The sequence below is a fragment of the Companilactobacillus mishanensis genome, assembly GCF_003946505.1.
GTDB lineage: Bacteria > Bacillota > Bacilli > Lactobacillales > Lactobacillaceae > Companilactobacillus > Companilactobacillus mishanensis.
In genome coordinates this window covers 1-15,719 of sequence record NZ_RHON01000003.1, presented here as the reverse complement: position 1 = coordinate 15,719, position 15,719 = coordinate 1, and the positions used below count along the sequence as shown (strand labels likewise).

Here is a 15,719-nt window from a genome sequence, read left to right as displayed (position 1 = left end):
TTACCATAAGTAAATTCTTTAACTTATATTGATATTAGTGATGTTAGATTGTCACAATAAAATACAGGCGGAGAAGAAATGAAAAAAAGGGATATGTTCATTTGCACCATGCTTTGTGGTGCAGTGTTGAGTACCACAATTACTCCTAGTTTAGTTAAAGGGGCAGATACGTTTGATAGTATTCAAAATAGCGAAATGCCACAACAAATACTACCAAATGATGAAGAAACTGAATCTGACAACCAATCAGATTCCGGTGAGACTGAAGAGATAAATGCAAGATGGGGTATTGGCCTTCCTCACTGGGAGCTACCGGATATTCTAAAAAAAGACATTTCCAACAGAATTCAATTTGTTACAAAAGGAAATGTACCCGTAGATGGCAATATTTATACTGAGGATGGTAAAGTTAATAATGAAATCAATTTTAGAAAACTTATTCCAAATGGATATGAGCTAGTTGATAAAGATCTTGTTGTAAAGTTCAATGACAGTAAGGATTATCTTTATAAAATATTGGTTAAGCCTATGAAGAAAACTCAACATATAAATTTCATAGACTCGGTAACAGATCAGATCGTTGGAAGTACCGAAATTCAAGGATTTGTTCGAGAAGAAAAATCTTTATCATTTCAAATGCTACCAGATGGTTATCGTCTTCCTCAAAATATTAAGCAACCAATTATTATTTCACCAGATAAGGAATCAATTGATTATCCAGTTGTTCATGAATCATTAATTATACAAAATGAAGTGAAGTATGTTGATAAATCGGGATTCCCTGTATGGGGTGGGAAACAATATTTTCATGGACAAGTGGGTGAGCAAATTGACATTAGACCTATTGATTTACCTCAGGGATACGAATTTGCAGATGATAAGCATGGGTTTAAAATTGACAAGCTTGATACTCCACATAAAGTGGTCGTAAAAGGTAAAGAAGTAAAATTGACGGTCAGATTTATCGATGCGGAAACTAGGAAACAAGTTGACGAAGATAAAACGATTAACGGAAAAGTCGGAGGTTACGTAAAACTTACTCTCTCTGATATATCCTCTAAATATGAATTTGAAAGTAATGAGTTAGAGAATGAGTATGAACAAAAGGGTCTTTATATCACCCAAGATAAATCTGAATATGAGATTCTTTTAAGAAAAAAGCGGATAACTAATACAATTGTCTTTCTTGATAATCTTGGAAAAACGATACACTCTTTTGAAATTAAGGGCGATGAAGGTGATTTAATTAACGACAAATTGAGTGGCCATGTTAGCCCTGATTGGCATATTTCAAATGACAAACAATATTTCATGCAATCTCAAGGGAAAACTGTAAATATATTCATAGATAGACTTAACGTGTTTAAAAGTATAAAATTTTTGGATTCCCAAAACAAAGTGATATCAGTTCAACCCACTACTAAATTTAAAGTTGGATCAACCCTTACAGGTATTGAAGATTTAATACCAAAAGGATACAAACTTCCGAAAACTTATCATTCTATTCAGATAAAAGATGATGGAGCTGAGAATATTGAGATAAAACTTGATCCAGCGGAAATTAAAAATCACATCAAGTTGATTGATAATGAAAATAAATCTGACGTTCTAAAAGAGATTGATTTAGTCGGAACGGTTGGAACCTCAATTAAATTAACGAAAGGGGAATTGGTTGAGGGTTATAAGCAAGTCGGTCCATATTTGATAACCACCAATGATGAAGAAAAAATTATCTACGTCAGTAAGATAATTTCCAACACAATAAATTACTATGATCAACAAGGCAAATTGATTGTTTCTAAAGTAGTTTATGGATCTTTGCAAGATACAATTAAACTGAATACTCCAAAAGGTTATATTAATCCAGATAATTTTAATGAATACATACCTTTCAAAAAAGATAAAACTATAAGAAATATTAGGGTTGTTCCCAAAATTGCGACTGGTTCGACATCAGTGACGGATAACAGTGGAGAAGGTACAACTACTGAGACAAACGGTAGTAATAAACCGGAAGGATCAACGCACTCATCAAATAATTTTACCGTGAATGAAAATAGTTCAAGTAATAGTTCATCGCTTCCGAATATAAGCGAGACGAATTCTGGAACAAATGCTGCAAATAATGTTCCGGATATGAATTTGGATAAGAATATAGATGAGAAAGAAGTAGAAGATTTTGAAACTGTAGTTTCAACCCATATGATGAATAATTCTATTCCTATTTTTCAGATCAATGGTAAGCAAAGCGGTCGAAATCTTGCAATCAATACTGATTGGGTCGTTGATAAAAAAACCATGATTAATGGTGAACTTTATTATCGTGTTTCAACAAATGAATGGGTCAAAGCGGCCCATGTTTTTGAATATACAAAGGTAATTCAAAACGTGAATACTAAGTCAGAGGGCATCTCATTCCTTTATAATTCTCGTGGAGAAAGGTTGACTGCGCATTCATTAACTGCGAATACTAGTTGGTATTCTGATCGAACTGCAATGATAAACGGCAAATTACATTATCGTGTTTCTACTGCAGAGTGGTTGTCAGCCGAAGATGTTCAATAATTATATTCACCCGTCATTTATGACGGGTATTTTTTTGTTTATCCAAAATATTATAAATTTTTGAATTGAAAAAATTTCAGAGCATAAAAGACATCATAAATTTGGGAAATATATGTTAGTAATGCAACAATAATACGTAATATGTCTATTAAATTAATTAGATATTTCAATTATCAATTTTTTAAACTAATGGAAAATATTCGAAATATATAATTTAAGAATTCCCGATTTTTCAAGGTTTTTCCGGTCATTCATAACGTTATATAAGAAATAAATTATAGGTGCATTTTTTCACTAAATTGAAAATTCACTCAATATTTATATTCAAATAATAGTCTAATCATTGATATATTAATAAAAAGTAACTAAATAAGAATGTTTATTTATACTATTGTATCTTTCTTATAAGAATAATATATTAGTTATGCCTTATCAATTAGGCACAATTACTACCAAAAGATTGGGGAACGAATACTATGAAAAAAGATAGAGGCTTTTTTCTTAGATCAGTTCTAGTGTCAGGAATTGTTCTAAGTTCAGTCGTTACTGGCGCTGTTATGCCTTTGGAAAATGCCAAAGCTGCAGAAGATGCAAGTAATGCTACAAGTGCTGCTTTACCACCAGCCTTGCAAAATAGTTTTGATGAAGTACAAAAAGAGTTAGGCACATCCTACGTTGGAGGATCAGCCCAAGAATTTTATTACGGACCTAGTGAAGCTGCTAAATTGGGAGAGTCTGATGGCGTATTTTCACAAAGGTCAGAGGAGAATCCTGATTCTGTAGAGGTTGATTCTGCTACCACAGATCAACCATATTCAGGTAATGAGGAAGCGACAGCAAGAGGATTGTTAGGAAGACAGGAGACAATTCATTTTGTTGACGAAGCCGGACATTTCATTGTACCTGCTGTAGAAGAATCTACCCCTTGGGGGGACGTTAATGTAAAAAAACACGTTCCTGATGGATATCAATTGGTAAACCAAAGCGATGCTCATTTCAACGTGTTTAAGCATGGTGGTCCATGGGCAAACAAAATCATCAATGTTCAAATTAGTAAAAAAGCAGTGACGAATACTGTTGTTCTTTACGAGAAGAAAAAGGGTATGATATCTTCGTCAGAAAAGGAAATCAAAACGATTACTGTTTCTGGAAAAATTGGAGAGGTTGCATCAATTGATAAGTCACAACTTCCTGAGGGATACTTTCCTGCTGAAGGATTTGGTTATAAGTTAGTTATCGGAATTGGCGATGTGGATTCGAAACATAGAGTTCAAATTGTAAAAGCTTATACTAACAAAATTGGATTTTACAAAGGTTTCGGCGTTGGTAAATTTAAAATTTGGAAACATGTTGGTGATGTTAATGTTACTGGTAAGGAAGGGAGTTTGGTCGATTTTACTATCCCTTCAGGATATGTGTTGGACACAAATGAATTTGTAGATGGTTTTAGAATTCAAAACCCAGAAGGTCATAATGACTTCGGTATTCACGTTCGAGAAAATAAAGATGTCAAGATTCCTACCATAATTAAAGCAAAAGTTTCTCCGGATCCTGATGAAACAATTCAAGGAAACACGCAACATTATATTCCTTGGGATCCAACTACATCCTCGGGACATGTAGGCTTAGTGAACGGTATGTTAAACGTTCTAGCTCCAAGTACTTTGTTCGGTGCAGGCCAACAAATAGTTGAATTCGTTGTCTCTTTTGTTAACAAAATAACAGGGGCAATTGAGGGGATTCAAAAGGTTACTGGTACTGCCGGATCGTTACTCCATTTACTTCTACCAAAAGGGACTACTTTAAGTGGTGCTATTGGTAATCTGACTACATTGATCGGTGCGGGTAACAAACTTGTTGTTCCAATCCTAAATCAAAGTCAATCTTTCAATCCTATCAAGGTTCTTGGTAACATTTTTATGCATAAGCCAAGCGCACGTACTAGATCAATCAACACATTTAGTGACGACGGTGTGATGAATGGTCGAGGTATAAATCCAAATACTTCTTGGAAATACGATGCTAAACAAGTTATTGATGGCGTAACATACTTACGTGTTGGTGATGATAATTGGATCGATGCACAGGATGCAATTGAATATCAACCAGTTTCAAAAACAATAACTACGTTGGGTGGCAATTCCAAGACATTATTCAAATCAACTGGTAACTATGGAACTCGTGGATTAGATCATGATACGGCATGGCACACTGACCGTACTGCTACAATCAACGGGGAAACATACTACCGTGTTTCGACTGATGAATGGATTGCGGCGAAAGATGTAAAATAATTTTTATGATATTTTAGTTAGATTCGCGCATACACTTGTATGCGTGTTTTTTTTATGAGTATAATTATGGTACTAAACATCAAGAATGTCGGGGAAATCACATGGTATTGAACACTATTTTAGTTTTTGCAATTATGATTCTTCAGTATCAATTTGGGAGGATTCACAGCATTATTCTAGGCTTGTTAATACCCATAATTTGGGTCGCAATTTATGCGGTGATTTTGTATTATAATGACGTGAAATGGTATTCAATAGACTGGTTGTTTCCTGTTGTTATGTTAATAATACTCTGGGCACTATGGCGTCTTGGTAGGGAAGACCATCTCAAGAAAATCAATCAAAATAAGGCAAAATAAAAAGGACATCGAAATTTTCGATGTCCTTTGTTGTTTATATATTTTATCCAAAGAATAATGACCAAACTTGTACGGCGCAGATACCACCTAAGATTGGTGCTAATACTGGAACCCAGCTGTATTCGAATTGTGATGAACCTTTATGTTTCAAAGGTAAAATTGCATGTAATAGTCTAGGTCCGAGATCACGTGCAGGATTCAAAGCTGGTCCTGTTGCACCACCTAATGAGATAACTAAGACCATAACGAGTAGTCCTAAGGCAATGAAGTCTGCTCTTGGATCGATTTTTTCACTTGTTAATGCTACTGCACCTAGTACCAATACGAAAGTGCCAAGGAATTCGTTGATAAATCCATTTAAGCGGCTATGTGCGTTATCGATTGTAGCGAATGTTCCGAGAATTGAATCGGCATTCATTGTGTTGTTGTAATAAGGCTTGTAAGCAGCAACGACACAGGCTTGTCCGAAAATTGCTCCCAACATTTGGGCTAATAAGTATGGTCCAACTTCTGCCCAAGGGAATTCATTGTTAACGGCTAATGCTAAAGTCATTGCTGGATTGATTTGTGCTCCGGAAATTGTTCCGAACATCATAGCAGGAATCATAACACCGACACCGTATCCGAGTCCTATCAAGACCCAGCCCCCATGGTATCCTTTGGTTCCTTTTAATTCTACGTTTGCAACAGAGCCATTACCGAGGGCGACCATTAATGCGGTCCCGATAAATTCAGCTATGCAGCGAATAAATAATGTGTAGTGCATCGTTTCTGTACCCCATAAACATTTATTTGCACAGCCAAATTTTATCCAGTTTTCAAGACACAATCAGACCGCAACGATTAATTATAGCATATGATATACGGTCGAATATGCTGTGATTATTAGTTTTTAAGAATTTTTTGTTGAATTTGTAGCGGAGTTTAAAATTATCATGGCAATAATCAAAAACAGCAATAATAATATAAATGAGTTTTGAGATCCAATGGCAGTTCTTGCTGCGTAACTTTTAGCCGCGGTGGAATTTTGAGAGAGTGCCACGATTGTCGATACAATGGAAGTTCCAACAGCTCCAGCAAATTGTTGAACCGTGTTAAACCAGCCGTTACCGTCCGCGTTCTTTTCAGCAGGCAATTGTTGGAGTCCGTTCGTCATGGTATTTCCCATTACTAATCCCATACCTAACATGAAAAGAATATAGAAAATAAGGATAGTAGTTTCAGAAAGCTGTCTTCCGAAGATTGAGTAAAGTACCATTGCCAATATCTCGAAGATTATGCCGATCATGATTGGCTTTCTGGCTCCAAATTTATCTAAAATTGAACCACCAAGGGGAGCAAAGATGGCACCTAAAGCGGCACCTGGCAATACTACTAAGCCGGCTATAAGTGCTGTTTGATGATTTACTAGTTGAATGTAATTAGGAAGCACAAATGACATTCCTAATGCCCCAATTTGGACTAAGAAAAATGCTCCTAAATGTTGACGATATTTCTTGTTTTTCATCACAGATAAATCAATTAATGGGAAATTACTGTTTTCAGAAAAATGAATGAATAACAATAAACTTATTATTCCCACTAACATTGGAATCCAAAATCCTAGAGGATTTTTTCCAACTGACGAAAGATTTGAAAAACCCAAAATAAGACCGATAAAAGCGATTGAAATAAATAATAGTCCAACTATATTCAATTTAGTTTTAACAGGCTCTGAGACCTGATGAATGGCATATGAGCCCATGATCAGTGCTAACAGCACTATCGGTATCAATATAATGAAAATACTTCTCCATCCGAGCACATTTACTACCAGTCCACCAAAGGTAGGACCGATCGCTGGGGCAATTGCCGTTATCAGTGTTCCGATTCCCATTAGCAGTCCGATTTTTGAAGATGGGGCTTGTTCCAAAATGATGTTGAACATGAGTGGTAATGCGATACCAGCGCCGATTCCTTAATAATTCGGCCAAGCACTAAGACGGGGAATATTGGTGCAGTTGCATCTGCGATGAGCCCAATAAGAAATAGTACAGCCGCAGTGATGAAAAGCTTTTTTGACGTAAAATTGTGCTTTAAATATGCTGAAAGTGGCATCATGATCGAAGCCACTAACAAGTAACCAGTCGTCATCCATTGAACGGCAGATGTGTTGACGTTGAATTCGTTCATTAATGTTGGAAAAGTGACGTTTGTCGCTGTCTCTACGACTACTCCGCAGAATGACATTAAGCCGGTTGCGATAATCGATAGACTGAGTTTTGAATTTAATTTTTGTTCCATATTCCCTCCTAATTGTTAGAATTCGAACTAATCCAAATAGTTATAACATAATTACAGAAGGTTGTGCTAGTATAAATTTAGTTAGAAATCAAACTACGAGGCTAAATAATGGATAGAATATTTGGAATTTTAATCAAACAAGCAAACAACGTTATTGCTCGTGATGCTGATAAATTCGCGCAAACACTTGATTTGACTGGTATGCAAATTAGTATCATTGATTACATATCACGTTATGAAAATGATCAGAATATTTTTCAGAAAAATATCGAAAATGAATTCAATATTCGTCGTGCCAGTGCAACAAGTGCGCTAAAATTAATGGAGAAACGTGACCTGCTAGTCAGAGTTCCAATGCAAAATGACGCCAGGTTGAAGAGATTGATTTTGACGCCAAAAGCACGTCGATTATCAGAACAGATACATACTTATTTCTCTAATACTGAAACAAAAATTTCTGAAGCTGTTGGTGTAGAGAATGTTGCAGCTGTGAAACAGGGGCTAAAGAATATTTCAGGGATTTTTGAGGATTAGAAAATAGTTCAGGGGGACAAGGATAATGTCAATACTTATATCTTCTGGAGTTATCGTTATTGCGATTGCCATAGCAAATATTTTGGCAAAGTTTACTCCGGGAATATCAAACACATACATAAATCTAGCGATGGGAATCCTCTTGGGGCTTATTCCATTTACAGATAAACTAATTTTAGACTTTAATAATGAAATATTTATGTTTGCAATCATTGCTCCATTGCTATTTTTCGAAGGTCAGGGGACTAGAAATTTCACCGTGAGGACACAAGCAAAAACCATTATCGGAATGTCAGTCGTTCTTGCAGTTGTCACGGCGATTTTAGTTGGATGGTCGATCAATTTGGCTTTTGGATTAGTATTTCCATTTACGTTGGTTATGGCTGCCATCAGTACACCTACAGATGCCACCGCGTTTGATTCCGTAGTTGAAGGACGAAAGATTCCTGAAGGAGTCGGAAATAATTTGAAAATGGAATCATTATTCAACGATGCAACTGGAATTATCTTGTTGGCAGCTGGGCTTACATGGCTACAAACTGGGCATCTATCATTCGGATTGAACGTATCCAACTTCTTGATTTCAGCAGTTGGTGGGATGGTTTTTGGAGGCGTGTTCGGTTATTTAGTCATGCTGTTTAGACAAATGTTGGTTCGTACGAAAGTAAACGTAATTTCATCACAGACGATCATCTTCTTGCTAACACCGTTTCTGGTTTATTATTTTGCTGAAGAAATACACGTTTCCGGAATCATTGCAGTCGTTTGCGCCGGATTGATCAGCAATAGTGAAGCTAGTCGTAGTCGATTTTCTTCATCGCATCAATTTCATTTGGGAACTCAGTTGATGCTATTTATTTCAGAAGTTTTGAACAGCTTTGTTTTCGTTACTTTAGGTATCACATTGGTTCGCATCGTCAGAGATAACTTTCATGAAATTACGGACTCCCTGGACTGGCTGTGGATCGGAATTATTATTTATCTAGTTTCACTGATAATAAGATTCGCTTATGCAAAATTTATCATCCACAATACTGTTAATGATGCGGTCGTTTTTGCACTTGGGGGAATTCATGGCGCCGTTACACTGGCAATGGTATTCAGTGTAAGTAGCCAAGTTGTGGGTAAAACTAACTATGATTTATTGATTTTGATTGAAACCATCGTAATAATTTTGAGCATGATAGTCCCAACCATATTGTTCAAATTTATTCTTCCTGGGATTCCAGATGATTCAGACATATTGAAGCAAGTCGATGAAATTCGTGATGAAATGGTCAAACGAGGAATTGCTTGTGTTAATGAAATGGATATTGATAAAAATGTTCGTAAGTCTGTCATTTATGATTTAAGAGATCAAAATACTAAAAATGGTATGCGTGACTTTTTACATCAGTGGCGTGCGGTCAATCAGAATAGATTCAATTTTGATGAAAAACAGCGTCTAGATGAAAGACGTGCTTTGATGTATGCATTCGATGTTGAACGTGAATATTTACATGATGTTTCGTTAGAACATCGTTTTGACAATAACTATCTCTACGCATTACACAGTGAAATCCTTTTATCGGAATCATTAGTGTTGGATCCAATAAATCAACAAGATTGATATTTCATTTGACAAAATTAATAAAGAAATATAATGTTAACTCATAAATCAACTGGAGGAGTTCAATTATGGCTTACACAAACGTACAATTTAATAATTGTTGTTGTGGCTCGCATCTTATGCGATCCACTGGTTTGTGTGCCTAATTTTCTCTTTAGGTAAAACTTTAAATCAGACAATCGTGTAGGGTGCAGATTCGTAATCGAATTTGCACCCTTTTTGTATCTTTTGAAAATTGGAGAGGGAAAAATGTTAGTAAATAATATTTATCAAACAATTGGTAATACGCCATTATTAAAGTTAAATATTGACGCACCCAATAACATAAAGATTTTTGCGAAATTAGAAATGTTCAACCCTGGTGGATCTGTTAAGGATCGATTGGGGATGAATCTGATCGAGAACGGACGAAAGATTGGCAAGATAAAAGATGGTACTACAATCATCGAACCAACTGCTGGAAACACCGGCATAGGAGTTGCTTTGGCAGCTCAACAATATCATTTACCAGTTAAGTTGGTTGTTCCTGAGAAATTCAGTCAAGAAAAGCAAACCTTGATGAAAGCTTTAGGAGCTGAAATAATTCATACTCCATCAGAAGATGGAATCAAGGGTGCGATGGCTAAAGCAAAGGGACTTTCAGCTGAAATTGATAACTCATACGTGCCAATGCAGTTTGAGAATCCTGCCAATCCAGAAGCTTATTACAAAACATTAGGTCCCGAAATTCTCGATGATTTAAAAGATACAACGATTGATGCATTTATTGCTGGTTCAGGAAGCGGTGGAACATTTGTTGGTGTAACACAATCACTGCAAGAAAAGTTTCCTGATATGAAGGCAGTTACAGTTGAACCTGAAGGCTCGATTTTAAATAGTGGTGAGGAACATGATCATCGCACTGAAGGTATCGGGGTGGAATTCGTCCCACCATTTTTCGAAGATATCACAGTTGATTCTGTTAAAACTATTAGCGATGACGATGCGTTTTACTATGTAAAATGGTTGGCTGACAATGAGGGAGTGTTTGCTGGTAGCTCCAGTGGAGCGGCTTTAGCTGCGGCCATGCAACTCGCAGCAGAATTACCGGAATATTCTACCATCGTTACAATTTTCCCAGATTCAAGCGAACGTTATTTAAGTAAAAAAATATATGGATAAAGAGGAGAAAACTTATTATGAAATTCAATACTAAATTAATTCACGGTGGCATCAGCGAGGACAAAGAAACAGGAGCAGTTTCAATCCCAGTTTATAGATCATCAACTTTCCATCAACACGTGCTTGGTGGCGAGCCCAAATGGGAATATGGTCGTACTGGAAACCCTACAAGAGCAGCTTTGGAAGCCTTGATTGCTGAAATAGAGGATGGAACTGATGGCTTTGCTTTTGCTTCTGGTTCAGCAGCAATTCATGCAGCATTTTCATTGTTTTCAGCTGGAGACCACATTGTCGTTGGTAACGATATCTATGGTGGAACATTCCGTTTGATCAACAAAGTTTTGAAGAGATTTGGACTGGAATTCACAGTGGTCGATACTACAAATCTTGACGAGATCCGCCACGCTATCACTGATAAGACTGTTGCAGTTTATCTAGAAACGCCAACTAATCCTTTATTGAGAGTTTCTGATATTGCAGCCATTGCTAAAATCGCTAAATCACATGATATTAAGACAATCGTTGATAATACATTTGCCACACCATACAATCAAAATCCATTGACTCTTGGAGCAGATATCGTTGTTCATAGTGCTACTAAATATCTTGGTGGTCACAGTGATGTTGTCGCTGGTTTGGCTGTCACAAATGATCCAAAGATTGCCGAAGGATTGGCTTTCTTACAAAATTCTATTGGTAGTGTGCTTGGACCTGATGACAGTTGGCTATTGATGCGTGGAATCAAGACTCTGGGTGTCAGGATGCGTGTTCATCAAGAAAATGCCAAAGCTATTTATGATTTCTTGGATAAAAACGATAAGATTGCCAATATATACTATCCTGGTAATCCAAACAGTGCTGGCTTCGAGATTGCCAAGAAGCAAATGAGTGGATTCGGTGCAATGTTGTCGTTTGAACTTCAACCTGGTTTGGATGCTAAAAAGTTTGTTGAAAGTCTTCAAATCATTGATTTAGCTGAGAGTTTAGGTGGTATTGAGAGTCTTGTTGAAATTCCAGCAGTCATGACTCACAGTTCAATTCCACGTGATATCAGAATAAAAAATGGTATCAAAGACGAGTTGATCAGACTTTCTGTCGGAGTTGAGGATGAGGAAGATTTGATTGAAGATATTAAACAAGCGCTTTCAAAAATTTAACAAATTGTATTGTTTTAAAAAAATATGAGTGCTAGTATACAAAATAACAACTAAATAGATTTCTTCGGGGCAGGGTGAGATTCCCGACCGACGGTAAAAGTGTAAGCTTAAGTCCGTGACCCATGCTATGCGTGGTTGACCTAGTGAGATTCTAGGACCGACAGTTAAAGTCTGGATGGGAGAAGAAAAAATGTAATTTTTCATACCATAAGTGGCGAATTAGAGTCACCAGGTTCTCGTATGAAATCTTATTTGGCTTATATAAATAATGTGGCCCCGCATTTCTATGCGGGGTCTTTTTTTGTGAGGTGAATGAGATTTTGATCAATCAAAGTTTTATGGATTTAGCGTTTGAAGAGGCAAAGCAAGGTGAATCTACTTGGACCAATCCCCAAGTTGGTGCGATTATTGTCAAAAATAATCAAGTTTTAGCAAAAGGTCATCATGAGAAATTTGGTGGTCCTCATGCCGAAGTCAACACGCTAAATCATTTAGAAAATATTAAGGATGCCGAAGATTCCACAATGTATGTCACATTGGAACCTTGTTCTCATTTTGGGAAGACTCCTCCGTGTGTGCAAAAGGTAGTCGAAGTTGGAATCAAACATGTCGTGATTGGGATGCAAGATCCGAATCCAATAGTCAGTGGGAATGGTATCAAATATTTACAGGATCACAATGTGGAAGTTGATGTCCTAAATCAAACGGGTGGAATCAACGAAGCATATATTTTTTATTATCAAAATAAGCGTCCGCTAGTAACCGTTAAATATGCGATATCTCTGGATGGCAAGATAAACCAGTCTAACCATGAAAGAACTATTTTGACAGGAAAAGCGGCATATCTGGATTCGCAAAATGTTCGCGCAGCTAATCAAGCAATTATGATCGGTCAACACACTTTGGAGATTGATGATCCGTATTTAACAGTTCGCAATCAAGATTTGGATTTTCCACCGATAAGAGTGGTTGCAGTTTATGACGTTAATAAGTTGAGTCAGGATTTGAATATTTTTAAACCATCTGGGGCTAAATTATGGATCTTGAGTCGCACCGAATCTAATCGGAAACTCCCTGACAATATTGAAGTTTTTGTCAGTGATACTTGGACTCCCGATAAGGTCGTCAAGTTGTTAGCTAAAAACAATATTGAATCATTGCTAGTTGAAGGTGGAAGTAGGATACATGCAGATTTTGTCAAAGAAAAATTAGTCGATAAGATCATTATTTATCAAGCACCGATTATCCTGGGAGGCCATGGTTTACCAGCAGTATATGCTGATTACCCATCTTCAGAAATTAAATTTGATAAAGTTCAAATTACCCAACTAGGCGACGATTTTAAAATCGAATCACGGAGGTCAGAATAATGTTTACTGGAATAATCAAAGATGTTGGAACTGTTTCTGACATCAAGAAAAAGCAAGAAACATTCGAATTGTCTGTTAAATTACATCAATTGAGTTCAGCTGATATGAATTTAGGCAACAGCATCGCAATCAACGGAACTTGTTTAACAGTCATCGAAAAACTGACTAATGGTTTCAAAGTTGAGGCAATGCCAGAGACTTTTCGTCGTACCAATTTGGGCAATTTAGAAATAAATGACCACGTGGATATCGAACCAGCACTTGGTGCCAGTGACAAGCTGGATGGACATTTTGTTCTTGGACACGTTGACACAACGATGGCATTGGTCGATAAACAAACAGACCAGAATTCTAGCGTTTTAACGTTCAAAGTTCCAGAAGAATATTGCAAATATATCGTTGAAAAAGGTTCAGTGGCGATCGATGGAGTAAGCCTTACCGTATCTAGTGTGGGTGATGATACGTTCCAAGTCTCACTGATACCTTTCACACTGGAACATACCGTTTTGGGTAAATTAAAAATTAATCAAACAGCAAATTTAGAAGTAGATATTTTAGGAAAATATATTTTAGATTCGAAAGTCGGAGGTTACGATTATGCAAAGTAAAGAAATAATTTCAACAGTAGAGAGTGCTCTAGAAGAATTGAAAAAAGGAAAATTGATCATCGTTGCTGATTCCCCTGACCGAGAGTCTGAAGGAGATATGGTCGGTTTAGCAGACTTTGCTACAGGCGAGACTGTCAATAAAATGATCACACATGCCAGAGGTTTGTTGTGTGTCCCAATGTCCCATGAATATGGTGAAAGATTGAAATTGACACCGATGGTGCCAGATGGCGAAGATGCTTTTGGTACCGCATTTACTATCAGTACTGATGCGAAAACAACTACTACCGGAATTTCTGCTTTCGATCGTGCAAAAACAATCAACGCTTTAGCAAATCCCAATAGTAGTTACGATGACTTTTTCCATCCAGGGCATATTTTTCCACTGATTGCTGCTAAGAATGGAATCTTCGAACGTACCGGACATACTGAAGCTGCGGTTGATTTGGCAAAATTAGCTGGCGGTTCTCCCGTTGCATATATTTGCGAAGTCGTAAAGAAGAGCGGAACAATGGCTCGTTTGAAAGACTTACGAGTGATTGCCGAAGAAAATGATATGCAGTTGATCACAATCGAAGATATTATTGAATATCGTCGCATGAAAGATACTAGTTATATAAAAGAGATTGCTGACGTTAAGTTGCCAACAAAATACGGCGATTTTCAGATGAAAGCTTACAAGGTGAACGAAACTGACGAGCCCACATTATTGATTTCCAAAGGTGATATCAAGGGAGCAGATCCACTACTTTTCAGGATGCACTCAGAATGCTTAACTGGAGATATTTTCGGATCAAAACGATGTGACTGCGGGCAACAATTACAGACAGCCCTAGAAACAATTGAAAAGAATGGATCAGGAGCTGTTCTGTATCTCCGGCAAGAAGGCAGAGGCATTGGTCTAGAAAACAAACTGAAGGCCTATGAATTACAAGAACAAGGCTTTGACACTGTTGAAGCAAATGTAAAACTTGGATTCAAGCCAGACGAACGTGATTATGGTTTAGCTGCATCTATTTTGAAAATTCAAAACGTTGATCACGTTGAATTGATGACAAATAATCCTGACAAAGTTGAAAAGCTCGAAGAATTAGGAATTAAAGTTGATAAAAGAATTCCAATCGAGACAAAGCCAACAAAGGAAAATATCAGATATTTAGAGACTAAGAAAATTAAGTTTCATCACTTATTAAGCGAGGTAAATTAGGATGGCAGAAATACGTGGACAAATTGACGGCAAAGGCTTAAAAATTGGAATAGTAGTCGCACAATTCAATGAATTAGTAACAGGTAAACTACTTTCCGGAGCACTCAATGAGTTGCAAAAATATGGCGTAGCAGAAGATGATATTACTACCTTGTGGGTGCCAGGTGCAGTTGAAATACCAAGAGTGACAAAGAAACTATCTGATAGTGGGAAAGTTGACGGAATAATTACCCTTGGGGCAGTAGTTCGTGGGGAAACAGCCCATTTTGATTATGTTTGTGCTGTGTCTGCGAATGGTATAGCTGAAGTTTCGTTGCATGGGGATGTTCCGGTTATGTACGGCGTTTTGGCTACTGATGATATGGATCAGGCACTCAATCGAGCTGGCGGTAAGGTTGGCAACAAGGGTTCCGATTGTGCTTCAGGTGTTTTAGAGATGATTAATTTGGAAAAGAAGATTTGAAGTTGGCTTCCGATTCCAGAAAATTAATTTTTAGACATGTGGTCTTAGGTCAAGGCCCATGTCTTTTTTTCTATTCAAAATATGAACGATTTTGGGCACACTTAAATAA

At 37.0% G+C, this 15,719-nt stretch carries 11 protein-coding genes, 1 pseudogene and 1 riboswitch; of the genes and pseudogenes, 10 read left to right on the top strand and 2 right to left on the bottom strand.

What is annotated here, in order from left to right:
- The first annotated feature begins 78 nt into the window (after window positions 1-78).
- Window positions 79-2,565, top strand: a complete 2,487-nt coding sequence (locus tag EKM63_RS04560; protein WP_125704180.1) for an SLAP domain-containing protein — start codon at window positions 79-81, stop codon at window positions 2,563-2,565.
- Between the two features lie 476 nt (window positions 2,566-3,041).
- On the top strand, window positions 3,042-4,859 hold the full coding sequence (locus EKM63_RS11430) for an SLAP domain-containing protein (RefSeq protein WP_125704178.1): 1,818 nt from the start codon (window positions 3,042-3,044) through the stop codon (window positions 4,857-4,859).
- Between the two features lie 402 nt (window positions 4,860-5,261).
- Here EKM63_RS11430 and EKM63_RS04550 read toward each other — a convergent pair whose 3' ends face one another.
- A complete protein-coding gene (locus tag EKM63_RS04550) occupies window positions 5,262-5,984 on the bottom strand; it encodes an MIP/aquaporin family protein (protein ID WP_125704176.1) in 723 nt (240 codons plus the stop codon).
- A gap of 126 nt (window positions 5,985-6,110) precedes the next feature.
- Window positions 6,111-7,501 (bottom strand): annotated as a pseudogene (locus tag EKM63_RS04545) (DHA2 family efflux MFS transporter permease subunit).
- Window positions 7,502-7,609: 108 nt separating this feature from the next.
- Here EKM63_RS04545 and EKM63_RS04540 point away from each other — a divergent pair.
- The 8 genes from EKM63_RS04540 to ribH all read left to right on the top strand — a co-directional run bounded on the left by EKM63_RS04540 (window position 7,610) and on the right by ribH (window position 15,610).
- Window positions 7,610-8,035, top strand: coding sequence for a MarR family winged helix-turn-helix transcriptional regulator (locus tag EKM63_RS04540; RefSeq protein WP_125704174.1), 426 nt, complete (start codon window positions 7,610-7,612; stop codon window positions 8,033-8,035).
- Between the two features lie 25 nt (window positions 8,036-8,060).
- On the top strand, window positions 8,061-9,644 hold the full coding sequence (locus EKM63_RS04535; protein ID WP_125704172.1) for a cation:proton antiporter: 1,584 nt from the start codon (window positions 8,061-8,063) through the stop codon (window positions 9,642-9,644).
- Window positions 9,645-9,893: 249 nt separating this feature from the next.
- Complete coding sequence (locus tag EKM63_RS04530) at window positions 9,894-10,805, top strand: PLP-dependent cysteine synthase family protein (protein WP_125704170.1); 912 nt, start codon at window positions 9,894-9,896, stop codon at window positions 10,803-10,805.
- A gap of 17 nt (window positions 10,806-10,822) precedes the next feature.
- Window positions 10,823-11,962: a trans-sulfuration enzyme family protein gene (locus EKM63_RS04525; RefSeq protein ID WP_125704168.1), complete on the top strand. Its 1,140-nt coding sequence runs from the start codon at window positions 10,823-10,825 to the stop codon at window positions 11,960-11,962.
- A 56-nt stretch (window positions 11,963-12,018) separates the two neighbouring features.
- A riboswitch (FMN riboswitch) is annotated at window positions 12,019-12,153 on the top strand.
- Between the two features lie 129 nt (window positions 12,154-12,282).
- Window positions 12,283-13,332 (top strand): bifunctional diaminohydroxyphosphoribosylaminopyrimidine deaminase/5-amino-6-(5-phosphoribosylamino)uracil reductase RibD, encoded by a 1,050-nt coding sequence (gene ribD / locus EKM63_RS04520; protein WP_125704166.1) that lies wholly within the window; start codon window positions 12,283-12,285, stop codon window positions 13,330-13,332.
- On the top strand, window positions 13,332-13,940 hold the full coding sequence (locus EKM63_RS04515; protein WP_125704164.1) for a riboflavin synthase: 609 nt from the start codon (window positions 13,332-13,334) through the stop codon (window positions 13,938-13,940). Before ribD ends, EKM63_RS04515 begins: the two co-directional genes overlap by 1 nt.
- Window positions 13,930-15,147 (top strand): GTP cyclohydrolase II, encoded by a 1,218-nt coding sequence (gene ribA, locus EKM63_RS04510; RefSeq protein ID WP_125704162.1) that lies wholly within the window; start codon window positions 13,930-13,932, stop codon window positions 15,145-15,147. The genes EKM63_RS04515 and ribA overlap by 11 nt, the downstream gene beginning before the upstream one ends.
- Before the next feature lies 1 nt (window position 15,148).
- Window positions 15,149-15,610 (top strand): 6,7-dimethyl-8-ribityllumazine synthase, encoded by a 462-nt coding sequence (gene ribH / locus EKM63_RS04505; protein WP_125704160.1) that lies wholly within the window; start codon window positions 15,149-15,151, stop codon window positions 15,608-15,610.
- Window positions 15,611-15,719: the final 109 nt, after the last annotated feature.

Coding starts and splice junctions, on each gene's coding strand:
- ribA (WP_125704162.1), top strand. CDS start 13,930: ATGCAAAGTAAAGAAATAATTTCAACAGTAGAGAGTGCTCTAGAAGAA.
- ribH (WP_125704160.1), top strand. CDS start 15,149: ATGGCAGAAATACGTGGACAAATTGACGGCAAAGGCTTAAAAATTGGA.
- EKM63_RS04550 (WP_125704176.1), bottom strand. CDS start 5,984: ATGCACTACACATTATTTATTCGCTGCATAGCTGAATTTATCGGGACC.
- EKM63_RS04540 (WP_125704174.1), top strand. CDS start 7,610: ATGGATAGAATATTTGGAATTTTAATCAAACAAGCAAACAACGTTATT.
- EKM63_RS04560 (WP_125704180.1), top strand. CDS start 79: ATGAAAAAAAGGGATATGTTCATTTGCACCATGCTTTGTGGTGCAGTG.
- EKM63_RS04530 (WP_125704170.1), top strand. CDS start 9,894: ATGTTAGTAAATAATATTTATCAAACAATTGGTAATACGCCATTATTA.
- EKM63_RS11430 (WP_125704178.1), top strand. CDS start 3,042: ATGAAAAAAGATAGAGGCTTTTTTCTTAGATCAGTTCTAGTGTCAGGA.
- EKM63_RS04515 (WP_125704164.1), top strand. CDS start 13,332: ATGTTTACTGGAATAATCAAAGATGTTGGAACTGTTTCTGACATCAAG.
- EKM63_RS04525 (WP_125704168.1), top strand. CDS start 10,823: ATGAAATTCAATACTAAATTAATTCACGGTGGCATCAGCGAGGACAAA.
- EKM63_RS04535 (WP_125704172.1), top strand. CDS start 8,061: ATGTCAATACTTATATCTTCTGGAGTTATCGTTATTGCGATTGCCATA.